The 24,493-nt window shown below is 56.6% G+C and carries 20 protein-coding genes and 4 tRNA genes; 5 read left to right on the plus strand and 19 right to left on the minus strand.

What is annotated here, in order from left to right; all coding sequences use genetic code 11:
- Nucleotides 1-11: 11 nt before the first annotated feature.
- Nucleotides 12-806 carry an enoyl-ACP reductase FabI gene (gene fabI / locus MKI83_RS01900; protein ID WP_241583009.1) on the plus strand — a complete coding sequence of 265 codons (795 nt, stop codon included), beginning with the start codon at nucleotides 12-14 and terminating at the stop codon, nucleotides 804-806.
- A 99-nt stretch (nucleotides 807-905) separates the two neighbouring features.
- Here fabI and MKI83_RS01905 read toward each other — a convergent pair whose 3' ends face one another.
- The 10 genes from MKI83_RS01905 to MKI83_RS01950 all read right to left on the minus strand — a co-directional run bounded on the left by MKI83_RS01905 (nucleotide 906) and on the right by MKI83_RS01950 (nucleotide 9,991).
- A complete protein-coding gene (locus tag MKI83_RS01905; protein WP_241583010.1) occupies nucleotides 906-2,759 on the minus strand; it encodes a SurA N-terminal domain-containing protein in 1,854 nt (617 codons plus the stop codon).
- An 88-nt stretch (nucleotides 2,760-2,847) separates the two neighbouring features.
- Nucleotides 2,848-2,924 (minus strand) — tRNA-Asp (locus tag MKI83_RS01910).
- 40 nt (nucleotides 2,925-2,964) lie between these two features.
- Nucleotides 2,965-3,237, minus strand: a complete 273-nt coding sequence (gene hbs / locus MKI83_RS01915; RefSeq protein WP_071871310.1) for a non-specific DNA-binding protein Hbs — start codon at nucleotides 3,235-3,237, stop codon at nucleotides 2,965-2,967.
- A 135-nt stretch (nucleotides 3,238-3,372) separates the two neighbouring features.
- On the minus strand, nucleotides 3,373-5,769 hold the full coding sequence (gene lon / locus MKI83_RS01920) for an endopeptidase La (protein WP_241583011.1): 2,397 nt from the start codon (nucleotides 5,767-5,769) through the stop codon (nucleotides 3,373-3,375).
- Nucleotides 5,770-5,934: 165 nt separating this feature from the next.
- Nucleotides 5,935-7,215: an ATP-dependent Clp protease ATP-binding subunit ClpX gene (clpX, locus tag MKI83_RS01925; RefSeq protein WP_241583012.1), complete on the minus strand. Its 1,281-nt coding sequence runs from the start codon at nucleotides 7,213-7,215 to the stop codon at nucleotides 5,935-5,937.
- A gap of 105 nt (nucleotides 7,216-7,320) precedes the next feature.
- Nucleotides 7,321-7,962: an ATP-dependent Clp endopeptidase proteolytic subunit ClpP gene (gene clpP / locus MKI83_RS01930; RefSeq protein WP_241583013.1), complete on the minus strand. Its 642-nt coding sequence runs from the start codon at nucleotides 7,960-7,962 to the stop codon at nucleotides 7,321-7,323.
- A gap of 83 nt (nucleotides 7,963-8,045) precedes the next feature.
- Nucleotides 8,046-9,353, minus strand: a complete 1,308-nt coding sequence (gene tig, locus MKI83_RS01935; RefSeq protein WP_241583014.1) for a trigger factor — start codon at nucleotides 9,351-9,353, stop codon at nucleotides 8,046-8,048.
- Nucleotides 9,354-9,664: 311 nt separating this feature from the next.
- A tRNA-Leu gene (locus MKI83_RS01940) sits at nucleotides 9,665-9,749 on the minus strand.
- Between the two features lie 50 nt (nucleotides 9,750-9,799).
- A tRNA-His gene (locus tag MKI83_RS01945) sits at nucleotides 9,800-9,875 on the minus strand.
- A 39-nt stretch (nucleotides 9,876-9,914) separates the two neighbouring features.
- Nucleotides 9,915-9,991 (minus strand) — tRNA-Arg (locus MKI83_RS01950).
- Nucleotides 9,992-10,247: 256 nt separating this feature from the next.
- Between MKI83_RS01950 and folD the strand changes: the two genes are divergently transcribed.
- A complete protein-coding gene (folD, locus tag MKI83_RS01955; protein ID WP_241583016.1) occupies nucleotides 10,248-11,102 on the plus strand; it encodes a bifunctional methylenetetrahydrofolate dehydrogenase/methenyltetrahydrofolate cyclohydrolase FolD in 855 nt (284 codons plus the stop codon).
- Nucleotides 11,103-11,180: 78 nt separating this feature from the next.
- On the opposite strand, the gene MKI83_RS01960 is transcribed toward folD, so the two are convergent.
- The 6 genes from MKI83_RS01960 to MKI83_RS01985 form a co-directional block, all read right to left on the minus strand.
- The gene (locus MKI83_RS01960) at nucleotides 11,181-12,923 is read right to left on the minus strand and encodes an ABC transporter substrate-binding protein (protein WP_241583018.1); all 1,743 of its coding nucleotides are present in this window, start codon (nucleotides 12,921-12,923) and stop codon (nucleotides 11,181-11,183) included.
- Between the two features lie 87 nt (nucleotides 12,924-13,010).
- Nucleotides 13,011-13,283, minus strand: a complete 273-nt coding sequence (locus MKI83_RS01965) for a DUF2160 domain-containing protein (protein ID WP_241583019.1) — start codon at nucleotides 13,281-13,283, stop codon at nucleotides 13,011-13,013.
- 10 nt (nucleotides 13,284-13,293) lie between these two features.
- On the minus strand, nucleotides 13,294-14,094 hold the full coding sequence (locus MKI83_RS01970) for a carbohydrate ABC transporter permease (RefSeq protein WP_241583020.1): 801 nt from the start codon (nucleotides 14,092-14,094) through the stop codon (nucleotides 13,294-13,296).
- 7 nt (nucleotides 14,095-14,101) lie between these two features.
- Nucleotides 14,102-14,968 carry a carbohydrate ABC transporter permease gene (locus MKI83_RS01975; protein ID WP_241583021.1) on the minus strand — a complete coding sequence of 289 codons (867 nt, stop codon included), beginning with the start codon at nucleotides 14,966-14,968 and terminating at the stop codon, nucleotides 14,102-14,104.
- Nucleotides 14,965-16,062 (minus strand): ABC transporter ATP-binding protein, encoded by a 1,098-nt coding sequence (locus MKI83_RS01980; RefSeq protein ID WP_241583022.1) that lies wholly within the window; start codon nucleotides 16,060-16,062, stop codon nucleotides 14,965-14,967. Before MKI83_RS01980 ends, MKI83_RS01975 begins: the two co-directional genes overlap by 4 nt.
- On the minus strand, nucleotides 16,062-17,156 hold the full coding sequence (locus tag MKI83_RS01985) for an ABC transporter ATP-binding protein (RefSeq protein WP_241583023.1): 1,095 nt from the start codon (nucleotides 17,154-17,156) through the stop codon (nucleotides 16,062-16,064). The genes MKI83_RS01980 and MKI83_RS01985 overlap by 1 nt, the downstream gene beginning before the upstream one ends.
- Before the next feature lie 299 nt (nucleotides 17,157-17,455).
- On the opposite strand from MKI83_RS01985, the gene MKI83_RS01990 reads away from it, so the two are divergent.
- The gene (locus tag MKI83_RS01990) at nucleotides 17,456-19,354 is read left to right on the plus strand and encodes a sigma-54-dependent Fis family transcriptional regulator (RefSeq protein ID WP_241583024.1); all 1,899 of its coding nucleotides are present in this window, start codon (nucleotides 17,456-17,458) and stop codon (nucleotides 19,352-19,354) included.
- 81 nt (nucleotides 19,355-19,435) lie between these two features.
- Here the strand turns inward: MKI83_RS01990 and cysS are convergent, their stop codons facing one another.
- Nucleotides 19,436-20,821 (minus strand): cysteine--tRNA ligase, encoded by a 1,386-nt coding sequence (gene cysS / locus MKI83_RS01995; RefSeq protein WP_241583025.1) that lies wholly within the window; start codon nucleotides 20,819-20,821, stop codon nucleotides 19,436-19,438.
- Nucleotides 20,821-22,494, minus strand: a complete 1,674-nt coding sequence (locus MKI83_RS02000) for a glutamine--tRNA ligase/YqeY domain fusion protein (RefSeq protein WP_241583026.1) — start codon at nucleotides 22,492-22,494, stop codon at nucleotides 20,821-20,823. The genes cysS and MKI83_RS02000 overlap by 1 nt, the downstream gene beginning before the upstream one ends.
- Nucleotides 22,495-22,617: 123 nt before the next feature.
- On the opposite strand from MKI83_RS02000, the gene MKI83_RS02005 reads away from it, so the two are divergent.
- Both MKI83_RS02005 and MKI83_RS02010 read left to right on the plus strand, forming a co-directional pair.
- Nucleotides 22,618-23,112: a peptidylprolyl isomerase gene (locus MKI83_RS02005; RefSeq protein WP_241583027.1), complete on the plus strand. Its 495-nt coding sequence runs from the start codon at nucleotides 22,618-22,620 to the stop codon at nucleotides 23,110-23,112.
- 3 nt (nucleotides 23,113-23,115) lie between these two features.
- Nucleotides 23,116-23,838 (plus strand): UDP-2,3-diacylglucosamine diphosphatase, encoded by a 723-nt coding sequence (locus tag MKI83_RS02010; protein WP_241583028.1) that lies wholly within the window; start codon nucleotides 23,116-23,118, stop codon nucleotides 23,836-23,838.
- Here the strand turns inward: MKI83_RS02010 and MKI83_RS02015 are convergent.
- Nucleotides 23,835-24,461 (minus strand): MiaE family protein, encoded by a 627-nt coding sequence (locus MKI83_RS02015; RefSeq protein WP_241583029.1) that lies wholly within the window; start codon nucleotides 24,459-24,461, stop codon nucleotides 23,835-23,837. The genes MKI83_RS02010 and MKI83_RS02015 overlap by 4 nt on opposite strands.
- Nucleotides 24,462-24,493 lie beyond the last annotated feature (32 nt).

Below are 24,493 nucleotides of genomic sequence, written 5' to 3' on the forward strand. Positions count from 1 at the left end.
AAGGAATGACCATGGGTTTTTTAACCGGTAAGCGCGTTCTGATCGTTGGCGTAGCCAGCAAATTGTCGATTGCCTCCGGCATCGCCGCCGCCATGCACCGCGAAGGCGCCGAACTGGCCTTCACCTACCAAAACGAAAAGCTCAAAGGCCGTGTTGAAGGCTTTGCCGCAGAATGGGGCTCAGGCCCTGAACTGTGCTTCCCCTGTGATGTGGCCGACGATGGCGAAATTACCGCCGTGTTTGAAGCCCTCGCGCAAAAGTGGGACGGCCTCGACTGCATCGTGCACTCGGTCGGCTTTGCGCCGGGCGACCAGCTCGATGGTGATTTCACCGACGTGACCAGCCGTGATGGCTTTAAGATCGCGCACGACATCAGCGCTTACAGCTTTGTCGCCCTCGCCCGTGCTGGCCGCACCATGATGAAGGGCCGCAACGGCAGCCTGCTGACCCTGACCTACCTCGGCGCCGAGCGCACCATGCCCAACTACAACGTCATGGGCATGGCTAAAGCCAGTCTCGAAGCGGGCGTACGCTACCTCGCCACCAGTCTTGGCCCAGAAGGCACCCGCGTCAATGCGATCTCCGCCGGCCCAATCCGCACGCTGGCGGCCAGTGGCATTAAGAGCTTCCGCAAGATGCTGGCCGCTAACGAGCGACAAACGCCGCTGCGCCGCAACGTCACCATTGATGAAGTGGGCAATGTCGCGGCGTTCCTCTGCTCTGACTTAGCCTCCGGCATGAGTGGCGAGATCACCTACGTCGATGGCGGTTTTAACATCACCGCCATGGGTGGTTTAGAGGAATAAGCCACTGCTAACAAAAAAGCCGCTTGATCACTCAAGCGGCTTTTTTGTGTCTCACCGGTCTTAACTAGGCGGAGCCTAAGCCCCGCCGTGCCACAACCTTTAATACTCTTCGATATCGGCGCTTTCTTTGAGTGCCACGCGATACGCTTCAAACGCTTGCTGACCATTACGTGATGCCAAGTAGCGCTGGAACATCGCCTGCTCTTCTTTATTTAGCTCAGCCTTAGGCGTGGTCACCGCATCCACACGCACCACCACCACATCGCCGTTACCCATCGCCAGCTGCGCATACACAGGCTGATCCGCGGTGGGTTTAGGTTGACGGAAGACCGCCTGCAGCACTTGCGGGTTTACCCCTTCTTGCATGCGTGTACCGTCCTTGGTCACCTGCCACTGCAACTCAGCCGCAGAGCCTGCTTTCAGTGCCGCGAGCAAGGTATCCGCTTGGGCTTTTGCTTTATCGGCAGCTTGTTGCTGCTTAAGCAGATCGGCAATAGCCGCACTTACATCGGCTAAGGCTTGCTGCTTAGGCTTAAGGTGCTCTTTAGCGCGCAGCACCAACACAGTGTCAGCATCCAGCTCCAGCAGGCTGCTGTTGGCCGCATCCTGCAGCACTTCTTCGCTAAACGCGGCACGTGCTACTTGCGGGTTTGCTAGAACGCCTTCGCCGCCGTTACGACCGAAAGCCGCGCTGGTCTGCACCTTCAAGCCCAGCTCTTCCGCCGGCTGCTGCAGATCAGACGCTTCGAAAGCCAAACTTTCCAGCTCACGACTGCCTTCTACAAACAGCTTTTCAACTTCGCTGTTCTTCAGTTCTTGCTCCAACTGCGCGCGCATCGAGTCCATGGTCGGTACATCGGCGGCTTGCACACCCAACAAAGTGATCAAGTGCCAGCCAAATTCGGTTTTAACCGCGTCAGATACTGCTTCAGGCTTTAACGCAAACAGCGCCTTTTCAAACTCGGGGTCATACACGCCAGGGCCAGCAAAGCCCAAGTCGCCACCATCGGCCGCGGAGCCCTTGTCATCAGACAGCTCTTTGGCCAAATCCGCAAACGCTTCGCCTTTAGCTAAACGCGCTTTAATCTCCGCCAATTTGGCTTGCGCCTGCTCGTCACTGACCGCATCACTGGTTTCAATCAGGATGTGCGCCGCACGACGCTGCTCGCCCAAGTTAGCGATTTGCTCGCGGTACAGCGCTTCTAGGGCTTCCTCGCTCAACTCCACCTGATCGAAGTAATGCGCCTTGTTTAGCGTGATGTACTCAACGATCACCTGCTCAGGGCTCATGAACTCGACCTGATGGTTTTCGAAGTAATCCGCCACTTCGTCATCGCTTGGGTTAATCGCGCTGCTATCAGCTTTGATGGTGTGCAAAGCAAAATCACGCTTTTGCTGCTCCAGCGCAGCCAAGGCCGCTACCTCTTCGGCCGTTGCAAAATCACTCGCGCCCACACCCAAACGCAGCTGGTTTAGCAGCACATCTTGGGTCATGGAATCGCGGAAACCTTGCCGCGTGAGGCCGCTCTGGCTGATCAACTGGTCAAAGCGCTGGGCATTAAACTTGCCGTCCAGCTGGAAAGCCTTTTCTTGCAGAATCAGCTGATCTAAAGCCTGCGGCGCCAGATCCATCTTGCCGTCTTGTGCTGCCTGAATCAGCAGACTGCGCTCAACCAGCCCCTTCAGGGCCGACTCGCGCAGCAACTTGTCATCAATCAGTGACTCGTCAAATTGATTCCCCAACTGCTGGGCCAGCGAGCGGCGTTGGCGCTCAACCGCTTGCTCCAGTTCAGTCTTGGCAATGACTTGACCGTTAACCGATGCAGCATCCTGACTATTGGATGCCAAACTTACGATGCCATCGAACCCGAAGAGCGCCATCACCAGCACCACAGCGCCGATAACAACCTTCGAGATCATGCTTTGCGAGTTGTCGCGAATATTTTGCAGCATGCTTCCCCCAGCGTGCGCTGATTACCCCAGCGGCACAGGCCTTAACAAAAAAGGCGCATCCAGTTAAGGATGCGCCTTTTGGGATTAGTGGCGCAGCGGACGGGACTCGAACCCGCGACCCCCGGCGTGACAGGCCGGTATTCTAACCGACTGAACTACCGCTGCGCAGAGAGGTGCGAATCACACCTCCCAGTCCGATAGACGCTTAGTTAACGGCGTCTTTCAGAGCTTTACCGGCCTTGAAGCCCGGAATCTTGGCAGCCGCGATTTCGATCGGGTTGCCAGTCTGCGGGTTACGGCCAGTGCGTGCAGCACGCTCTTTAACCGCGAAAGTACCAAAGCCCACCAGTACAACAGACTCGCCTTTCTTCAGCGCGTCAGTGATGGATTCAGTTACAGCGTCCAGTGCACGAGCAGCGGCAGCTTTTGGGATATCAGCCGATGCGGCGATAGCATCAATCAGTTCCGACTTGTTCACTCTTATGTCCCCTTTTTGGTACGGAGTTATGTTTTTTAATGTCTGGTCAAAGCAATTCGGGCTGAGTGGCTCACCGACACTATAGGCGCCGCTTTATAACAAGCGCCAAAAACCAGTGTCAAGGAAGCCTCCAGCTTAATGCGTGCTGACGCGATCTTTGCTGTCAGGTTCACGCGACTCGTCCGAGGCCACTAGACTGGAAGCCGCCTCGGATAAGGGTTCCGGGGCGTATTGCAGCGCAATTTGCAGGACCTCGTCAATCCATTTCACCGGCTTAATGGTTAGATCGGCCAATATGTTATCGGGGATGTCGCGTAGATCACGACGATTTTCCTCTGGAATCACAATCGTCTTGATCCCACCGCGATGTGCCGCTAGCAGTTTTTCTTTCAAGCCACCAATCGCCAGTACCTGACCGCGCAAGGTGATCTCTCCGGTCATTGCCACATCGGCTTTGACTGGAATTCCTGTGAGCGCAGAAACCAACGCGGTACACATGCCAATACCGGCACTGGGGCCATCTTTGGGGGTAGCCCCCTCAGGGACGTGGATATGGATATCGTGCTTTTCGTGGAAGTCACCGACGATACCCAGCGAGCGCGCACGGCTACGGACCACTGTGAGCGCCGCCACGATGGATTCTTGCATCACATCACCCAAGGAGCCTGTTTTAGTCACAGCCCCCTTGCCGGGCACCACAGCGGCTTCTAGCGTGAGCAACTCACCACCCACTTGAGTCCAAGCAAGGCCGGTCACCTGACCAATTTGATCTTGCTCCTCGGCCAAGCCGTACTTGAACTTATGCACACCTAAGTAGTGCTCAAGTTCATCCGCAGTGACGGTTAAACTAAATTTCTTCTTGGTCGCTTGCTCACGCACTACCTTACGGCACACTTTAGCCAGCTGGCGTTCAAGGCTCCGCACCCCCGCCTCACGGGTGTAATAGCGCACCACATCCAGCAAAGCTGCATCGTCCAGTGCCAACTCAGACGTTTTCAAACCGTTCGCCTTGAGCTGCTTAGGCAATAAGTACCGCTTAGCAATATTGAGCTTCTCATCCTCGGTATAACCGGGGATGCGGATCACTTCCATGCGGTCCAACAGGGGGCCGGGGATATTCATCGAGTTAGACGTACAGATGAACATCACATCGGACAGGTCATAATCGACCTCAAGGTAATGATCATTGAAGGTGTGATTCTGTTCAGGATCGAGCACCTCAAGCAGCGCCGAGGCTGGATCGCCGCGCATATCGCTGGCCATCTTGTCGATCTCATCCAGCAAGAACAGCGGGTTACGCACACCTACTTTGGTCATTTTCTGCACTAAACGACCGGGCATTGAGCCGATGTAGGTGCGGCGATGACCGCGAATTTCTGCCTCATCACGCACGCCACCCAAGGCCATGCGCACGAACTTACGATTCGTCGAACGCGCAATCGACTCGGCCAGCGAGGTTTTACCGACACCGGGCGGCCCAACCAAGCACAGCACAGGGCCTTTGAGCTTCTTGACCCGCTTTTGCACGGCCAGATACTCAAGAATGCGCTCTTTGACGTCTTCCAAACCAAAGTGATCGGTTTCTAAGATGCCTTCGGCTTTTGCCAAGTCCAAGCGGACTTTGGTTTTCGCCTGCCACGGCACATTGAGCATCCAGTCCAGATACGAGCGTACGACAGTCGCCTCGGCTGACATCGGCGACATTTGCTTGAGCTTATTCAGCTCCGCCATGGCCTTGGTCAGGGCTTCTTTGCTCATGCCGGCGGATTCGATGCGCTTTTTTAGCTCATCGATTTCGTTGTGGCCTTCATCGATGTCGCCAAGCTCTTTCTGAATGGCCTTCATTTGCTCATTCAGGTAGTACTCGCGCTGACTGCGCTCCATCTGCTTCTTAACGCGACCACGAATGCGCTTTTCAACCTGCAGCAAGTCAATCTCAGCATCCAGCAAGCCCAGCACACGCTCGACACGCTCAGGCAGTGTCACCACTTCAAGAATCTGCTGCTTTTGCTCAAGCTTCAGCTGCATATGCGCCGCCATGGTATCGACCAAGCGACTTGGCTCTTCGATGCTTTGCAGTGAAGACAGCACTTCAGCCGGTACTTTTTTCCCTAACTGCACATACTGCTCAAACTGGCTCAGCAAACTGCGGCCAAAGACCTCCATTTCACGCGCATCCAGCTCCGCCTCGACCAGCAGTTCAACATCGGCCGTGAGGTAGTTATCTTGCTCCGTGATCGCAGTAATGGCGCCGCGCGACTCACCTTCGACCAGCACTTTAACCGTGCCATCGGGCAACTTGAGTAATTGCAACACAGTGGCAACGCAGCCCATCTCATATAAGCCATCGGCTGCCGGATCGTCATCACCGGGATTGCGCTGCGAGACCAATAGGATTTGTTTACTGCCGCGCATCGCCTGCTCAAGCGCAGCAATGGATTTATCACGCCCAACAAACAGCGGGATAACCATGTGCGGGAATACCACGACATCGCGCAGGGGCAATAAGGGGAGCGTAATTACTTCAGTCATATTCATTCTCGGGCGACGGTGAAGCGCGTCGGCGCGCATAGGCTTACTTCAAAGATGGGGGCAGGCTTGGGAAAAAACAAGGCAAAGCACGGCATCCATAGAAGATTGCGCACTAATAAATAAAGGGGTTAAAGCGAATCGGGAGCCTTGCGGCTCCCGATAGGATCAAGCGTCAGGTGCCGCTTTGGCGCTGGGCTCGTTGTTCTCATAGATCAACAGCGGCTTAGACGCGCCGGTGACCACGCTCTCATCAACCACCACCTTGCTGACCGAATCCATGGACGGAATTTCGTACATGGTATCGAGCAAAATGCCCTCCATGATTGAGCGCAAGCCACGCGCACCGGTCTTACGCTCCAGGGCACGATGAGCAATGGCCACCAAGGCATCAGGGCGGAACTCAAGCTCGACGTCTTCCATGGCAAACAGACGGGCGTATTGCTTGGTCAGGGCATTCTTGGGCTCAGCCAAGATCTGCACCAGGGCTTCCTCGTCCAACTCTTCAAGCGTTGCCAGCACAGGCAGACGACCCACGAACTCTGGAATCAGACCGAACTTAACCAGATCTTCTGGCTCGACTTCGCGTAGCGCGTCACCGACTTTCTTGCCTTCGTCCTTGCTGCGCACTTCAGCGTTAAAGCCGATGCCACCTTTGGTCGAACGCATCTGCACAACCTTTTCAAGGCCAGCAAACGCACCACCGCAGATAAACAAAATATTGCGCGTATCAACCTGCAAGAACTCTTGCTGCGGATGCTTACGACCACCTTGCGGCGGCACCGAAGCAACCGTGCCTTCAATCAGCTTAAGCAGCGCTTGCTGCACGCCTTCACCGGAGACATCGCGGGTGATCGACGGGTTATCGGACTTACGTGAAATCTTATCGATCTCATCGATGTAGACGATACCCATCTGGGCTTTCTCAACGTCGTAGTCACACTTTTGCAGCAGTTTTTGGATGATGTTTTCGACATCCTCACCCACATAACCGGCTTCGGTCAGGGTGGTTGCGTCAGCAATGGTGAAGGGTACGTTGAGCAAGCGCGCCAAGGTCTCGGCAAGCAAGGTTTTACCCGAGCCCGTTGGACCGATCAGCAAGATATTGCTCTTGCCAAGCTCGACATCGTCTTTCTTATCGCGTTGATTCAGGCGCTTGTAGTGGTTGTACACCGCCACGGACAGCACCTTTTTCGCGCGCTCCTGACCAATCACGTACTGATCAAGAATGCCGCTGATTTCCTTGGGGGCCGGCAGCTTTTGGCTACCTGTCTCACTCTGTGCTTCCTGCACTTCTTCGCGAATGATGTCGTTACACAAATCAACGCATTCGTCGCAGATAAATACCGACGGGCCAGCAATCAGCTTGCGCACTTCATGCTGACTCTTGCCACAGAAGGAACAGTACAGCAGCTTGCCGTTGTCCTCGCCGTTGCGGGAATTACTCATTCGCTCAATCCAGTCTAAAAAGGCTTCTAAAACAAGATGAAGGCAAAGCGGGCCATTTTCAAGCCCGCTTGCACTTAGATTAGGCAATCAATCCTATCAATAGCCTTAAACCGGCATCTCACGGCGCGACAATACCTTGTCGATCAGCCCGTACTTCACCGCTTCATCACCGCTCATAAAGTTGTCGCGATCGGTATCGCGTGCGATCACGTCAATCGGCTGACCACAATGATCGGCCAAAATCTTGTTCAAGCGCTCACGAATCGTGAGGATTTCACGCGCGTGAATCTCGATATCTGACGCTTGGCCTTGGAAACCACCCAGCGGCTGGTGAATCATCATGCGCGAGTGTGGCAAACCATAACGCTTGTCTTTCGCGCCACCGGCCAACAACAAGGCGCCCATGCTGCAGGCTTGACCAATACAGATAGTCGACACGTCTGGCTTAATAAATTGCATGGTGTCGTAAATCGACATACCCGCCGTCACCGAACCGCCAGGCGAGTTGATGTACAGGTGAATATCTTTGTCGGGGTTTTCTGCTTCAAGGAACAACAGCTGAGCCACCACGAGGTTGGCCATGTAGTCCTCAACCTGCCCAACCAGGAAGATCACCCGCTCTTTCAGCAGACGCGAATAAATGTCGTATGAGCGCTCACCCCGAGCGGTCTGCTCGACCACCATGGGCACCAGGCCACCGGCAGCTTCGATGACTGGGGGAAAATTGCCGCTATTGATCAGAGACATACCTGGCATCACTCCTTAATTCAGAAAAACATAAGCCAGCCCGAAGGCTGGCTTATGTGCACGTGCTAGAGGTTGAGCGCAGCTTATTCCTGCTGGGCTCCAGCGGCCTTGACCGCCTCCTCGTAGGAGACCTGTTTGTCGGTCACCTTGGCCTTCTCGAGCACAGTATCTACAACTTGTTCTTCCAAAACAACCGAACGCACTTCGTTCAGCTGCTGGTCGTTCTTGTAGTACCAGCTAACAACTTGCTCGGGCTCTTGGTAAGCACCGGCCAGCTCTTCGATCATCGCTTTAACGCGCTCTTCGTTGGGCTTGAGATCAAACTTCTTGACCACTTCAGCCACGATCAAGCCCAAGCTAACACGACGCTTGGCTTGCTCTTCGAACAGCTCAGCCGGCAGTTGATCAGCCTTAAGGCCGCCACCGAACTGCTGCACAGCCTGCTGACGCAGACGATTAACTTCAGACTCAATCGCAGCCTTCGGCACTTCAATCGCATTAGCGGCCAGCAAACCGTCCATGACCTGGCTCTTAACCTTGGTCTTGATCGCCTGTTTGAGTTCGCGCTGCATGTTCTTGCGGACTTCTTCGCGGAAGCCGGCTTCACCGCCTTCGCTGATACCAAACTGAGAGAAGAACTCTTCGTTCAACTCAGGCAGGGTTGGCTCTTGTACGGCATTGACCGTTACGGTGAACTCAGTCGCCTGACCGGCCAGATCCTTGTTCTGGTAGTCCTCAGGGAAAGTCAGGTTAAGCACACGCTCTTCACCCGCCTTCGCACCGACCAAGCCATCTTCAAAGCCTGGAATCATGCGACCGCTACCCAGCACCAGCTGCGTGCCTTTAGCACTGCCGCCAGCAAAGGCTTCGCCGTCTTTCTTACCAACAAAGTCGATCACCAACTGGTCATCCGTTTGCGCTGAGCGCTCTACGGCGGTGTAGCTGATGTTTTGCTTGCGCAGCACTTCCAGCATGTTATCGAGGTCTGCATCAGCGACATCCGCTTGCAGGCGCTCAACTTCGATGCTTTCAAAGCCGGCCACGTCGATTTCTGGGAATACTTCGAAAGTAGCGATGTACTCGAGGTCTTTACCCTTTTCGAATACTTTTGGCTCTACTGAAGGCGAGCCGGCAGGATTCAGTTTTTCCTGCACAACGGCTTCGTAGAAAGAAGACTGGATTACATCACCCAACACTTCTTGACGAGCGGAGTCTTCGTAACGCTGGCGCACCACATTCATCGGCACTTTGCCCGGACGGAAGCCCGGAACCTTAACGCGACGGGCGGTCTGCTGCAGACGCTTGTCCACTTCTTTTTCAATACGCTCGGCAGGTACGCCGATGGTCATACGACGCTCGAGGCCAGAGGTGGCTTCAATGGAAACTTGCATGAATCATCCTCACCAACAGATACAAAAGGGCACACCGCCCCTAAACCAAGGCGGGCATTCTAGTTCGGGTAACTGTATAAGTCACGCCACTGGCGACAGCCGCAACATCAACCGGCACGCTAAAGCAGCCCAAAGCCGCACCACATAACCTGTTTTGCACAAAGCCAGAGCGGTAAAACGCAAAAAGGCAGCTCTTGGCTGCCTTTTTGCTGCGCAGCGTTGAGTCAAACTAACGCAGCTGCTTACTTACTTTTAAGTGGTTAACAAGCCGCGCTTTACTGCCACTGACTCATCGAACTCGACTTAAATAATGGTGCGGAAGGAGAGACTCGAACTCTCACGCCTCGCGGCGCTGGAACCTAAATCCAGTGTGTCTACCAATTCCACCACTTCCGCAAGTGGTCTTAAAGCAAAACGCCAAGCCAGTGGCTTGGCGTTTTTAAATATGGGGTGGACGATGGGAATCGAACCCACGACCACAGGAGCCACAATCCTGTGCTCTACCAGCTGAGCTACGCCCACCATATTTTTACAACTTGCTTGCTATACCCAGCGGCCAAATGGCGCACCCGGCAGGACTCGAACCTGCGACCATCCGCTTAGAAGGCGGATGCTCTATCCAGCTGAGCTACGGGCGCTTGGTTTGGCTTGTCAGACTTTGCAGCCCAACTTAAACCGCCGCAAGGCCGGTTTGCACCGCCTTCTTACCTCGCCGCAAGCAGCGTTCGGCAAGCGGGGCGAATCATACTCAGCGCCCCTAGGGTCGTCAACGAAAAAAATAAAAAAATTCAGCCTGCGCAATCAGTTACATGCAAAAGCGGGATCAGCCTTGGCCCGCACGCCTACCAATGCGAAAATAGCCGTCATCTTCCTTACTCTGTTATGCAGGCCCCCATGACCGCCACGCTTATCGACGGCAAACAAATCGCCGCTGACCTTCGCCTCACTATCGCCGAACGCGTTAAAGAGCGCCGCAGCCAAGGCCAACGCGCGCCCGGCCTGGCCGTTATCTTGGTCGGCAGCGACCCCGCCTCGCAGGTGTACGTCAGCCACAAACGCAAAGACTGCGAAGAAGTCGGCTTTGTTTCGCGTGCCTTCGACCTGCCCGCCAGCACCAAACAAGCCGAACTACTGGCCTTGATTGATCAGCTCAACAGCGATGCCGCGATCGACGGTATTTTGGTGCAACTGCCACTGCCTGAGCATCTAGATGCCTCGCAGCTGCTGGAGCGTATTCGTCCTGACAAAGATGTCGACGGCTTCCACCCCTATAACGTTGGCCGCCTGTCGCAACGCATGCCGTTACTGCGCCCTTGCACACCCAAAGGCATCATGACGCTACTGGAAACCACCAAGGTCGATTTGCATGGGCTGCACGCCGTAATTGTCGGCGCCTCCAATATTGTTGGTCGCCCCATGGCTTTGGAGTTGCTGCTCGCCGGCTGCACCACCACCGTCACCCATCGTTTCACCCGCGATTTAGAAAGCCACGTACGCAATGCTGACTTGGTGGTGGTTGCCGTGGGCAAACCCGGACTGGTTAAAGGTGAGTGGATCAAGCCTGGCGCTATTGTGATCGACGTTGGCATCAATCGCCTGGAAGACGGCCGTTTGGTCGGTGACGTGGATTTTGCCGTTGCTGCTGAGCATGCCGCATTCATCACCCCCGTGCCTGGCGGTGTGGGCCCGATGACGCGCGCATGCCTGCTGGAGAACACCCTGTACGCCGCCGAGCGCTTACACCCTTAAGCGCTACCCGCCGCCACGCAGGCACAAAAAAGCCGCGCCACTGTAAAAAGTGAGCGCGGCTTTTTATGGTTGCACCGATTACTGCGCAGCCTGCTCCCATGACTTCAACAAGTCTTGGTAACCGATGGTTTCGCCTTTGGGCTTTTCATCAGCCAATTTAGGCTTGGGCGCACCCGGCTGATCGAACCAATACTGCGGATCACGCGGTTCGTTCAGTTTCGGCCCACACTCGCCCTGTACCGCTGAACGCTCAATACGCGACAGCATCTTATCTTGAGCTGCAGCTAAGCCATCCAACGCTTGCTGCGGGGTTTTATCTCCACTGGCCGCTTCGGCGATGAACTGCCACCACAGCTGTGCCAACCGTGGATAGTCCGGCACGTTGGTGCCCGTGGGCGTCCACTGCACGCGGGCTGGACTGCGGTAGAACTCAACCAAACCACCCAATTTAGGCGCGGCATCGGTCATTGCTTGCGAGTTGATGTCAGAAGCACGAATCGGCGTCAGGCCCACGAGCGTCTTCTTCAGCGACACGGTTTTTGACACCACAAACTGCGCATACAGCCAAGCGGCCAAACGCTGCTTTTGCGGGGTGGATTTCAAGAATGTCCACGAACCGGTGTCTTGGTAGCCAAGCTTCATCCCTTCTTCCCAGTACGGGCCTTTGGGCGATGGCGCCATACGCCACTTCGGCGAGCCGTCTTCATTTACCACCGGCAAACCGGCTTTGGTCATGTCAGCGGTGAAGGCGGTATACCAGAAGATTTGCTGGGCAATGTTGCCCTGCGCCGGTACGGGACCTGCCTCAGAGAAAGTCATCCCTTGCGCTTCTGGCGGCGCGTACTGGCGCATCCAATCCACATACTTGGTGGTCGCGTACACCGCAGCCGGGCCATTAGTGTCACCACCACGGGCAACGCTTGAGCCTACGGGGCTACAACCTTCAACACGAATACCCCACTCATCCACCGGCAAGCCGTTAGGCAAGCCTTTGTCGCCAGCGCCAGCCATGGAGAACCAGGCATCGGTAAAGCGCCAACCCAGTGACGGATCTTTCTTGCCGTAATCCATGTGGCCGTAAATACGCTGGCCGTCGATTTCTTTGACCTTTTCAGAGAAGAATTCGGCGATGTCTTCATAGGCCGACCAGTTAACCGGCACGCCCAGCTCATAGCCGTACAACTCTTTGAACTTGGCTTTCAGCTCAGGGCGCTCAAACCAGTCCGCGCGAAACCAATACAGGTTGGCGAACTGCTGATCGGGCAGCTGATACAGCTTGCCATCGGGGCCGGTGGTAAACGACAAGCCGATAAAGTCCGGCAGATCCAGGGTCGGCAAGGTGTAGTCCTTACCGTCACCGGCGATCATGTCGCTGATGGGCACCACTTTGCCGTAGCGAAAGTGCGTACCGATCAAATCCGAGTCATTGATGTAGCCGTCATAGATGTTCTTGTCAGACTGCATTTGCGTCTGCAGCTTTTCCACCACGTCACCTTCTTGGATCAAGTCGTGATTGAGCTTGATGCCGGTGATTTCGGTGAAGGCTTTGGCCAGTACTTTGGCTTCGTACTCATGAGTGGCGATGGTTTCGGAGGCGACGTTAATTTCCATCCCGCGAAACGGTTCAGCCGCCTTAATAAACCACTTCAACTCTTCCAGCTGTTGTTCGCTGGTCAAGGTAGATGGCGCAAACTCGGCGCCAATCCACTTTTTCGCAGCCTCTTCATACGCATCTGCCCATACCGCACCGCTGACACTGGCCAGCGCGATAAACGCCGCCAATGCTCGGCTCTGCTGCCTTTTGTTGTTTTTGTTAAACATCGAGCTCTCCTTAGTGTTGATTAAACGCCGCCAGCACACCCGCTACCGACAACGCTGTCGCCTTACACCCCAAACGCGGGTACCGCACTAGCCCCAACGCAGTACTGCCACCAGCCAAACCAGTGCCAGTACTGAGGCGATCCAGATCGGCCAAGTGGTCAGGCCTAGCACCATCAGATGCAGGTACGCGCTGCCCAAAAGGCCAATAAACAAGCGATCCCCGCGCGTGGTGACGATTGGCAAAAAGCCGCGCCGCTCCACACACGGTGACCGCACTTCCCATACCGTCATCACCACCAGCAGCACCGCGATGCTGATAAAGAACGCGGCGGTGGGCAAAGTCCAAGCCATCCATTCCATGTGCTGCTCCTCAAACTCGGCCAAGGGCAAAGCCCTTAGCCACGTGGTTACGAACAAACCAAATCACCAACACGCCGGGCAAAATAGTCAGCACACCGGCAGCGGCTAACACGCCCCAGTCAATGCCGGAGGCCGACACCGTGCGGGTCATCACCGCGGCAATCGGCTTGGCATTAACCGACGTCAGCGTGCGCGCCAACAGCAGCTCAACCCACGAGAACATGAAGCAGAAAAACGCGGTGACGCCGATGCCCGAGCCAATCAAGGGGATAAAAATCTTCACGAAGAATTTGGGGAAGCTGTAGCCATCGATATAGGCGGTTTCGTCGATTTCTTTCGGCACGCCCGAGATGAAGCCTTCCAAAATCCACACCGCCAACGGCACGCTGAACAAGCAATGCGCCAGTGCCACCGCAATGTGGGTATCGAACAAGCCGATGGAGGAATACAGCTGAAAGAACGGCAGCAAAAACACCGCCGGCGGTGCCATCCGATTGGTCAACAGCCAAAAAAACAAGTGCTTGTCGCCCAAGAAGCGGTACCGCGAAAACGCATACGCTGCAGGCAAGGCCACCAACAACGAGATCAGCGTGTTCAAGCTCACGTAGTACAGCGAGTTGATGTACCCCGAATACCAACTGGGATCGGTAAAGATCACCTGATAGTTCGCCAAGGTGAAGTCTTGCGGCCATAACGTCAGCCCACCGAGGATCTCGGTATTGCTCTTAAACGACATGTTCAGCAGCCAATAAATCGGCACCAGCAAGAACACCACAAACAGCGCCAACACCACCCGTTTACGCGTATTCATAAGCCCCTCAACGATTCTGGTCAGCGTGGGTCATGGCGGTATAGAACAGCCACGACACCAGCAGGATGATCAGGAAGTACACCAGCGAGAACGCCGCCGCCGGCCCTAAGTCGAACTGCCCGACCGCCATTTGCGTCAGGGTTTGGCTTAAAAAGGTGGTGGCATTGCCCGGCCCGCCGCCGGTCAGCACAAAGGGTTCGGTGTAGATCATGAAGCTGTCCATAAAGCGCAGCAGCACGGCGATCAGCAGCACGCTTTTCATCTTCGGCAACTGAATATGGCGAAACACCGCCCACGGCGATGCACGGTCGATGCGCGCCGCTTGGTAATAGACATCGGGGATAGCGCGCAAACCGGAGTAACACAGCAGTGCCACCAGCGAAGTCCAGTGCCAGACATCCATCACCAACACCGTGACCCACGCATCCATCGTGTTGGAGGCGTAGTTGTAGTCCACCCCCAGCGCATTCAGGCTCCAGCCGAGCAAGCCAATATCGGCGCGACCGAAAATCTGCCAAATCGTGCCGACCACGTTCCATGGAATCAGCAGCGGAATCGCCAGCACAATCAGGCACACCGAGGTCCAGCGCCCTTGCGTCGGCATGCTCAAGGCAATGGCAATCCCCAGCGGAATCTCAATCAGCAGCACGCAGCTAGAAAAAACAAACTGGCGCAGCAATGAGTCATGCAAGCGCGTGTCTTGCAGCACCTGCTTGTACCAATCGGTACCGACAAAAAACCGTGTGGAGGCATCAAAGATGTCCTGCACCGAATAGTTCACCACCGTCATCATCGGCACGATGGCGCTGAAGGCGACCAGCAAGAACACCGGCAGCACCAGCCACCACGCTTTATTGTTATGCACCTTATTCATGCGTCGACCTCCAGCAGATAGTCATCGGCGTAGAGCATCAACCACTGACTGGGGAAGCTCAGGTAAACCGTGTGTTGCGGCACGGCTTGATCTTCTTGCAGGCGCACCTTGAGGGGCTGGCCATCCAACGTCAGGGTGAGGATTTTGTAAGTCCCCAGATCCTCAACATGCTCAAGCTGGGCACACAGCGCGCCATCGGCAGGCCCCTCCCAGACATGCACAAACTCAGGTCGAATCCCCAACTGCAAACGCCGCGCACCGCACTGTGCCAGCCGCGCATTGAGCGCTGCCGACAACGGCACTTCGGTGTTGGCAAAACGCACGCCGCCGGCACACACGGTGACGTCGATCAGGTTCATCCCGGGACTACCAATGAAGTAACCGACAAAGGTGTGGCGCGGCCGTTCGAACAGCTCACGCGGGGTGCCGAACTGGACAATTTGCCCGCCGTACATCACCGCGATTTTGTCAGCGAAGGTTGAGGCCTCCAGCTGGTCGTGGGTGACGTAAACCATGGTGATGTTGAACTGCTCGTGGATCTGCTTGAGCTTGCGCCGCAGCTTCCACTTCAGGTGTGGATCGATCACGGTGAGCGGCTCATCAAACAAGATCGCCGACACGTCATCGCGCACCAGGCCGCGCCCCATGGAGACTTTTTGCTTTTCGTCGGCGGTCAGGTTGCTGGCTTTTTTCTTGAGCAGCGGGTGCAGTTCGAGCACCTCGGCAATCTCGTGCACCTTGCTGAGGATGCGCGGCTCGTCCATGCCTTGATTACGCAGCGGAAACGCCAAGTTATCGAACACCGTCATGGTGTCGTACACCACGGGAAACTGAAAAACCTGAGCAATATTGCGCTCTTGCGGGGTCAACTGATTAACCACCTGACCATCAAACTGCACCTCGCCTTCGGAGGGCTGCAGCAAGCCCGAAATAATATTCAGCAACGTCGACTTGCCACAGCCCGAAGGCCCCAGCAAGGCATAGGCACCGCCCTGCTGCCACACGTGGGTCATGGCGCGAATCGCGTAATCATCCGCCCCCTTGGGCTGGGCACTGTAGCTGTGCGCTAGGTTGTGCAAACGAATCTCAGCCATTAGGCAATCCTCCCGACACGGCGACTGGGCGCTTGCACCAACTGCCCCGACTCGGCAAATGCGAATAATTTGTGCGTGGGGATATAGATCAGGATGTGGCTGTCAACGGCGTACTCATGCACGCCTGGCAGGTGCAGCACCAAAGCAAAATGCTCGTTGCGCACATGCAAGAAGGTTTCCGAGCCGCTGATCTCGGCCAAATCCACCTGCACGGCCAGCTCCAGATCATCATCATTGGAGGGCACCAAGCCGATATGACTGGGCCGCACCCCAAAACGATAAGTCCCCATCGGCAGCTCTTGCAGATCGTTATTCAGCGGAAAGTGCACCGCATCGCTGAAGCTGACCTCGGTCTCGCTGATCTGGCCATGCAGGAGGTTAATCGGCGGCTCAGAAAACAACTCTGCCGCCAGCACTTGCTGCGGACGGTGATAGACCTCGGCGGTTTTACCGCTTTGAATCACGCGCCCTTCGTGCAGCACGGTGGTGGTGCCGCCCAGCGCCAGCGCCTCATTGGGTTCGGTGGTGGCGTACACAGCAATGGTGTGGCGGGTTTTGAACAGCTCGCGCATCTCTTGGCGCAGCTCTTCACGCAGCTTGTAGTCCAAGTTAACCAAGGGCTCGTCAAACAACACCAGATCCGCGTCCTTGACTAGCGCGCGCGCCATCGCCGTGCGCTGTTGCTGTCCGCCAGACAGCTCCAGTGGGTAACGCGCCAACAAGGGTTCGATATGCAGCATGCGCGCGGTGTCACGCACGCGTTGTTCAATCTCATCGGCGGCCATCCGCGCTTGGCGCAGCGGCGAGGCGATGTTGTCGAACACCGTCATGGTCGGGTAGTTGATGAACTGCTGATACACCATCGACACATTGCGCTGGCGCACGGGCACACCCGTGACATCCGCGCCGCTCATTAACACACGCCCTGAGGTCGGTCGATCCAACCCTGCCATCAAGCGCATCAGGCTGGTTTTACCCGCTAACGTACGCCCCAACAGCACATTGAACGAGCCAGGCTCGAAGGTTAAACACGCATCATCGATATACAGCTGGTTGTCCACGACACGGCTGACGTGCTCGAGGGTCAGTGACATAGCAGGCCCTTATTATTGTTTATGCCTTGCGCATCAGCGCATTGATATCCCGCCTTGCCAAGGCCATGCCAAGCCCTGCCATATCACTGCAACAAATCAACAATCCATTGTTTTATAAGCACTTTAAAAACAACGCCACCTGTTAGCCGTCATCGCACATCCTCACCACAGCTGTTCGTTTTGAACAACTGAACACCCGCGCCGGTTGACACTGAACAACCCTGAACACCACCCTGTGCACAGTGCAAGCAGTCAGCACACCGCCATAACAATAACTGCGGAACCGGCAAGGGACTCCCATGACTGAGACCACACCCGCCGCCTCTCACGAAGCGGTCATCCAAGATTCTTGGTCACGCTGCCGTGCGTTTGGCCTAGACCACAACAGCCACCCGCATTTTGGTCTGCCCGGCAAGAGCGCTGTGTCCGAGCTGCTCGACAGCCAACACGCCTTGGTGCAAACCACCCAGCAAGAAGTACTGCCCTACTACGGCAACATCTTGGCCAACTCCAAATGCTTGATCATGCTGGCGGACAACCAAGGCCAACTGCTGCAATCGTGGGGCGATCAGCGCTTTATTGAGCCGTCCTACGCTGCCGGCTTTACACCCGGCGCCAACTGGCTTGAGCGCGGCACCGGCACCAATGCCATCGGCACCGCGCTATCTTGCGGGCACGCCGTGCACATTCAGCACGACGAGCACTTTCTTAAAGCCAACCGCTTTATGACCGGCTCGGCGTCACCGATTTTCAACGAACAACGCGAGATGATCGCGGTGCTGGATGTCTCCAGCGACAGTTACCTGCCGCCAGCCCACACCTTGGGCATGGTGAAGATGATGAGTCAGTCGGTGGAAAACCGCCTGATCCTCAATTTATTCCGTCAGCGCTACTTTCAACTGACCTTTAACACCAGCCTGAACAACCTCGAAAGCCCGTGGTCGGGGCTGCTGATCTTTGATGAGGACGGCTTTATCGTCTCCGCCAACCGGCGCGCCGACAGTTTGCTCGGCATCCAGCTCACCCGCTTAAGCTTGGACAAGCTGTTTGATATACCGCTGACCCGCCTGCTCAATCAGCCCGACGGCCTGTCCTTTACCCTGCGTGCGCAAGGCCGCTTTCGTTTTCATGCCCGCCTTGAGCACCCGCAAACCCCGCCACCGATCAAAGCGCGTGACTTTCGCAGCACCGCCGTGGCTGCCGAAGCCAAGCCTGAGCCGGCAAGCGCGCCAGCACTACTCACCCTCGAAGCCATCAACCTAGGCGATCCACGCGTCGACAAGGCCGTACGCCAAGCCGTGCGCCTGCTGGAAAAAGACATTCCCATTCTGGTGCAAGGTGAAACCGGGGTCGGTAAAGAGGTGTTCGTCAAAGCGCTGCACCACGCCAGCTCGCGCGCCAAGCAAAACCTAGTGGCGGTGAATTGCGCCGCCATTCCCGCCGAGCTGGTCGAGTCCGAGTTATTTGGCTATGAAAAAGGGGCCTTCACCGGCGCCAACCAAAAAGGCAGCGTCGGGCTCATCCGCAAGGCCCACAAAGGCACGTTGTTTTTGGATGAGGTCGGCGACATGCCGCTGCGCGTGCAAGCGCGCCTGCTGCGGGTACTGCAAGAGCGCTGCGTGCAACCGCTGGGCAGTAGCGAGTTGTACCCAGTGGATATCCGCCTGATCTCGGCCACCAACCGCCCACTGCGCTTAGACGTAGAGCAACAACTGTTCCGCCAAGACCTGTACTACCGCATCAGCGGCCTAAACCTCGAACTGCCGCCCTTGCGCGAGCGCAGCGACCGCTTGGCCATGTTTCAGCGCATCTGGCTACATCACCGCGAACCACAGCAACAGGCCGGTTTAAGCCAAGAGGTGCTTGCGCTATTCCAACAACATCCGTGGCCCGGCAACCTGCGCCAGCTCAGCAGCGTGATGCAGATTGCGCTGGCCATGGCCGATGATCGGCCGATTAAGCCTGAACATTTACCGGATGACTTTTTTGCCGATCTGCCAGCCAGTCAACGCTGCGGCGCGGCGACCAGCCCGAGCGCAATCACGCCGCCATCCCGTGTTAGCGCACTCGATACAGAAGCACAGCTGGCCGAGCAATTAGTTGCCTGTGAAGGCAATGTCTCCGCGCTGGCACGGCAACTTGGCGTCAGCCGCAACACCCTGTACAAACGCCTGCGCGAGCAAGGTCTTAAGGAATAAGGCCGTCTCCCAGACACGCAAAAGCCCAGCAAACGCGAGGTCTGCTGGGCTTTTCTAACGCGCCTAATCTACCAACGCTGACTAGTCAGCCAAGCGCCACGTGGTGCCGCCTTTGGCATCTTCCAACACCACGCCCATGGCGGTGAGTTGATCGCGGATGCGGTCGCTTTCGGCCCAGTTCTTATCGGCACGCGCTTGTAAGCGCGCCGCGATCAAGGCGTCGACTTCGGCAGCATCGACTTTGCCGGCAGCACCGGCTTGGAGGAACTCTTCCGGCGCCAGTTGCAGCACGCCGAGCACCTCAGCCAGTGCCTTTAAACGTGCCGCCAAGCCAGCCGCCGCTTGCGGATCACTGTCGCGCAAGCGGTTGACTTCACGTGCCAGCTCAAACAGCACCGCACAGGCCTCGGGGCTGTTGAAGTCATCGTCCATCGCCGCGGCAAAACGCTCGGCATACGCCTCGCCGCCAGTGGGGGCGACGTCGGGCAAACCTTTAAGGGCGTTGTAGAAGCGCTCCAGCGCCGACTTAGCTTCTTTCAAGCTGTCTTCGGCGTAGTTGATTGGGCTGCGGTAGTGGCTGGATACCAACAGGTAGCGCACCACTTCGGGGTGATACTTTTCCAGCACTTCGCGGATGGTGAAGAAGTTGCCCAAGCTCTTGGACATCTTCTCGCCATCCACGCGCACCGCGCCGGCGTGCATCCACGCATTGGCGTACTGCTTGCCGGTGGCCGCTTCGCTCTGAGCGATTTCGTTTTCGTGGTGGGGGAACACCAAGTCCGGGCCGCCGCCGTGAATATCAAAGGTATCGCCCAAGCAGCAGGTGGACATCACCGAGCACTCGATGTGCCAACCGGGACGCCCCTGCCCCCACGGTGAAGCCCAACTTGGCTCACCGGGCTTGGCGGCTTTCCACAGGACAAAATCCAGCGGATCTTCTTTGGACTCATCGACCTCGATGCGCGCACCGATCTTTAAGTCTTCGATCTTGCGCCGCGACAGCTTGCCGTAGCCCACAAACTTGGCCACGCGGTAGTACACATCGCCATTGCTGGCAGCGTAGGCAAAGCCTTTGTCGATCAGGGTCTGGATCATCGTGTGCATGCCATCGATGTGCGCGGTGGCGCGCGGCTCGATATCTGGGCGCAACACGTTAAGGCGTGCTTCGTCTTCATGCATGGCGGCGATCATGCGCTCGACCAGTGCTTCGAACGGCTCACCATTCTCATTGGCCCGCTTGATGATCTTGTCGTCGATGTCGGTGATATTACGCACGTAGGTCACGTCATAGCCGCGCGCGCGCAGCCAGCGGGTGACCACGTCAAAGGCCACCATCACACGGGCATGGCCAATGTGGCAGAAGTCGTACACCGTCATGCCGCACACGTACAGGCGCACGTGGTTACCTTCGAGCGGCTTTAGCGCTTCTTTGGTTTTGCTTAACGTGCTGTAGATCGTCAGTGCCATCACTGCCCCCATGAATCGCGCAGGGTGACGGTGCGGTTAAACACCGGCGCGCCGGGCTTAGAGTCTTTTGAGTCGACGCAGAAGTAGCCTTCGCGCTCAAACTGGAAGCGGTCTTCCGCCACCGCCTTGGCCAAGGATGGCTCGGCGCGGCAACCGCTGAGCACCACCAAGGACTCTGGATTGATGTTATCGAGGAAGTTGCCCTCGGCATCGCCTTCGGCTTTTTCTGGGTTGGCCGACTTGAACAAGCGGTCGTACAAGCGCACTTCGCACTCGACGCTCTCCGCGGCCGGCACCCAATGAATCACACCCTTGACCTTGCGGCCCTCGGGGTTCTTACCCAAGGTGTTTTCGTCGTAGCTGCAACGCAATTCAACAATGTTGCCGTCGGCATCTTTGATCGCCTCGTCGGCGCGAATCACGTAGCTGCCACGCAGGCGCACTTCGCCACCGGGGACTAGGCGCTTAAAGCCTGCTGGCGGCACTTCTTCAAAGTCGCTGGCGTCGATGTAAATCTCACGTGAGAACGGCAGCTCACGCACGCCCATGTCTTGCTTGGGGTGGCAGGGCAGCTGCAGATTCTCGACTTGGCCTTCGGGGTAATTGCTGATCACCACTTTCAGCGGTTTCAGCACGCACATGGCGCGCGGTGCGTTGGCATCGAGGTCGTCACGAATGGCGAACTCAAGCATGCCGATATCCACCACGCCACCGGCGCGGTTAACGCCGATCATGTCGCAGAAGGTGCGAATCGAAGCGGGGGTATAACCACGGCGGCGGTAGCCCGACAGCGTCGACATGCGCGGGTCATCCCAACCGCTAACGTGCTGCTCATCCACTAATTGCTTGAGCTTGCGCTTACTGGTGATGGTGTAGTTCAGGTTAAGACGGGCAAATTCGTACTGACGCGGTTGCGCCGGCACCGGCAAGTTGGCCAAGAACCACTCGTACAGCGGGCGATGGTCTTCGAACTCCAGCGTACAAATGGAGTGGGTGATGCCTTCCAGCGCATCCGACTGACCGTGGGTAAAGTCGTAGCTGGGGTAGATGCACCACTTGTCACCGGTCTGGTGGTGATGGGCATGACGAATGCGGTACAGAATCGGGTCGCGCAAATTGATGTTGGGCGAAGCCATATCAATCTTGGCCCTGAGCGAGCGCGTGCCATCGGCGAACTCACCGGCTTTCATGCGCGCAAACAGGTCGAGGTTCTCTTCAACGCTGCGCTCACGGAACGGGCTGTTTTTGCCCGGCTCCGTCAAGCTGCCACGGTAGGCACGCATTTCTTCGCCATTTAAGTCGCAGACAAACGCCTTACCGGCTTTGATCAGCTCAAGCGCCCAGGCGTGCAACTGCTCAAAGTAGTTGGAGGCATAACGCGCCTCGCCCGCCCACTGAAAGCCCAGCCACCGCACATCGCTCTTGATGGCATCGATGTATTCCTGATCTTCCTTGGCCGGATTGGTGTCATCAAAGCGCAAATGACACTGACCGCCAAACTCTTGCGCTAAGCCAAAGTTCAGACAAATCGACTTGGCATGACCAATGTGCAGATAGCCGTTAGGCTCAGGCGGAAAGCGCGTGACAATCTTGGCGTGTTTGCCACTCTCCAGATCATCCTGCACGATGGTGCGCAAAAAGTTAGCGGCGGCGGGCGTTTCAGGCTTGCTCATAAATGCTTGTTCGCTGTGCTATGCGGCCGGGGTAGGCCGGAAAAATCAAAGGCCGTATCATACCCGAACCGGCCAACTCCCTGACAGGGCCGACCCGATTCCCTTATTGACGAGCATTTACGCATGATCAAGCTGCACACCAACTACGGCGTTATCGCCATCAACCTGTTTGAAGACAAAGCCCCCAAGACCTGCGCCAACTTCAAAGAGTACGTCGCCAGCGGGCATTACGACGGCACCGTGTTTCACCGCGTGATCAATAACTTCATGATCCAAGGCGGCGGCTTTGCTCAAGGCATGCAGCAAAAAAGCACCCGCGCACCGATTGAAAACGAGGCTGACAACGGCTTAAGCAACAAAGTTGGCACCTTGGCCATGGCGCGCACTTCTGATCCGCACTCTGCCAGCGCACAGTTTTTCATCAACGTCGCCGACAACGATTTCCTCAACCACTCGGGCAAGAACACCCAAGGCTGGGGCTACGCCGTGTTTGCCGAAGTGGTCGAAGGCATGGACGTGGTCAACAGCATCAAGCAAGTGGCCACCACCGGTCGTATGGGCCACCAAGACGTGCCCGTCGAAGACGTGGTCATCGAGCGGGCTGAGATCGTCGAGTAACGAGTGCGCACACTCTTTATTTCCGACCTGCACTTAGAAGCCGAGCGCCCGGATATCACCCGGGCGTTTCTGCGCTTTCTCGACCAAGAAGCCCAAGGCTGCGCCGCGCTGTACATCTTGGGCGACTTCTTTGAAGTGTGGATCGGCGACGACGCCCAAGCGCCTTTTCAGCGCGACATCGCAACACGGCTGAAGGCGCTAAGTGCCGTCGGCACTGTGATTTATCTGATGCACGGCAATCGCGACTTTATGCTGGGCAAGGCTTTTTGCCGCCAAGCCGGCGCCACCTTGCTGGCCGATCCAACGGTGATCACCCTCGCCGGCGAGCGCACCCTGCTCACCCATGGCGACCTGTTGTGCACCGAAGACCTTGGCTATCAAAAAATGCGCCGTTTGCTGCGCAACCCCGTCAGCCTGTGGCTGCTGCGACACTTGCCATTAAGCAAACGCCAACAGTTGGCGCGCAAGCTGCGCAACCAAAGCAAAAACAGCACGCAAATGAAGGCGGCGGCGATCATGGATGTCACCCCCAGCGCGGTGACCGCCTACCTGCAACAATATGGCTGCACGCGCATGATCCACGGCCACACGCATCGCCCGGCGCGGCACCCGCTAACACTGCCTAACGCCAGTGCCGAGCGGATTGTGCTCGGCGATTGGGATCAACACCTGTGGTACCTCGAAGCACACAACGACGCGCTCACCTTGCAGCAACAAGCGCTTTAAAGGGTGACCGGCACGCCGCTGTGAAAGCGAAATTGCTCATCTGGGCTGGCGATCAAGCGGTTTTCTTCAGCACGAAACAGCTCGATACGTGCCTCAACGTCATCCTCACCGCCGTACAGGCGCGCCAACTCGATGTAACCGAGAAAGTGCCGTCCTTCGCTTTCTAATAGACCGGCATAGAACTTGGCCAAATCCGCATCCAAATACGGCACCAGCGCTGCAAAGCGCTCGCACGAGCGCGCCTCGATAAAAGCCCCCGCGATAAGCGTGTCGATCAGCTTGTGCGGCTCCTGCGCGCGCACCAGCTGACGCAAGCCGGCCGCGTAACGCGAAGCGCTTAAGCCCTTCAAGGCGATACCGCGTTTTTTTATCAGGCGCGTCACTTGCTCAAAGTGCACTAACTCCTCGCGCACCAGTCGTGACATTTTTGCCGTGAGCTCTGGGCGATTGATATGCCGCCCCAACAGGCTTAAAGCGCTTTGCGCGGCCTTGTATTCCAAGACCCGATGATCGAGTAGCAGCGTCTCTTGCTCTTGCAAGGCACGCTCAATCCAAACCTTCGGTGTGGCCAAGCCGCCCAAAAACTGCAATATCGGTGCGAGTATTTCGCTCGGTGCGTTCATCCAATTACCTTTTCAATCACGCATTATTTGGC

Source organism: Atopomonas sediminilitoris, assembly GCF_022601735.1.
Lineage (GTDB): Bacteria > Pseudomonadota > Gammaproteobacteria > Pseudomonadales > Pseudomonadaceae > Atopomonas > Atopomonas sediminilitoris.

Bases quoted from the DNA above. Each gene is read 5' to 3' on its own strand.
- fabI (WP_241583009.1), top strand. From the start codon at position 12: ATGGGTTTTTTAACCGGTAAGCGCGTTCTGATCGTTGGCGTAGCCAGC.
- MKI83_RS01905 (WP_241583010.1), bottom strand. From the start codon at position 2,759: ATGCTGCAAAATATTCGCGACAACTCGCAAAGCATGATCTCGAAGGTT.
- lon (WP_241583011.1), bottom strand. From the start codon at position 5,769: ATGACTGAAGTAATTACGCTCCCCTTATTGCCCCTGCGCGATGTCGTG.
- clpX (WP_241583012.1), bottom strand. From the start codon at position 7,215: ATGAGTAATTCCCGCAACGGCGAGGACAACGGCAAGCTGCTGTACTGT.
- clpP (WP_241583013.1), bottom strand. From the start codon at position 7,962: ATGTCTCTGATCAATAGCGGCAATTTTCCCCCAGTCATCGAAGCTGCC.
- tig (WP_241583014.1), bottom strand. From the start codon at position 9,353: ATGCAAGTTTCCATTGAAGCCACCTCTGGCCTCGAGCGTCGTATGACC.
- folD (WP_241583016.1), top strand. From the start codon at position 10,248: ATGACCGCCACGCTTATCGACGGCAAACAAATCGCCGCTGACCTTCGC.
- MKI83_RS01960 (WP_241583018.1), bottom strand. From the start codon at position 12,923: ATGTTTAACAAAAACAACAAAAGGCAGCAGAGCCGAGCATTGGCGGCG.
- MKI83_RS01965 (WP_241583019.1), bottom strand. From the start codon at position 13,283: ATGGAATGGATGGCTTGGACTTTGCCCACCGCCGCGTTCTTTATCAGC.
- MKI83_RS01970 (WP_241583020.1), bottom strand. From the start codon at position 14,094: ATGAATACGCGTAAACGGGTGGTGTTGGCGCTGTTTGTGGTGTTCTTG.
- MKI83_RS01975 (WP_241583021.1), bottom strand. From the start codon at position 14,968: ATGAATAAGGTGCATAACAATAAAGCGTGGTGGCTGGTGCTGCCGGTG.
- MKI83_RS01980 (WP_241583022.1), bottom strand. From the start codon at position 16,062: ATGGCTGAGATTCGTTTGCACAACCTAGCGCACAGCTACAGTGCCCAG.
- MKI83_RS01985 (WP_241583023.1), bottom strand. From the start codon at position 17,156: ATGTCACTGACCCTCGAGCACGTCAGCCGTGTCGTGGACAACCAGCTG.
- MKI83_RS01990 (WP_241583024.1), top strand. From the start codon at position 17,456: ATGACTGAGACCACACCCGCCGCCTCTCACGAAGCGGTCATCCAAGAT.
- cysS (WP_241583025.1), bottom strand. From the start codon at position 20,821: ATGGCACTGACGATCTACAGCACGTTAAGCAAAACCAAAGAAGCGCTA.
- MKI83_RS02000 (WP_241583026.1), bottom strand. From the start codon at position 22,494: ATGAGCAAGCCTGAAACGCCCGCCGCCGCTAACTTTTTGCGCACCATC.
- MKI83_RS02005 (WP_241583027.1), top strand. From the start codon at position 22,618: ATGATCAAGCTGCACACCAACTACGGCGTTATCGCCATCAACCTGTTT.
- MKI83_RS02015 (WP_241583029.1), bottom strand. From the start codon at position 24,461: ATGAACGCACCGAGCGAAATACTCGCACCGATATTGCAGTTTTTGGGC.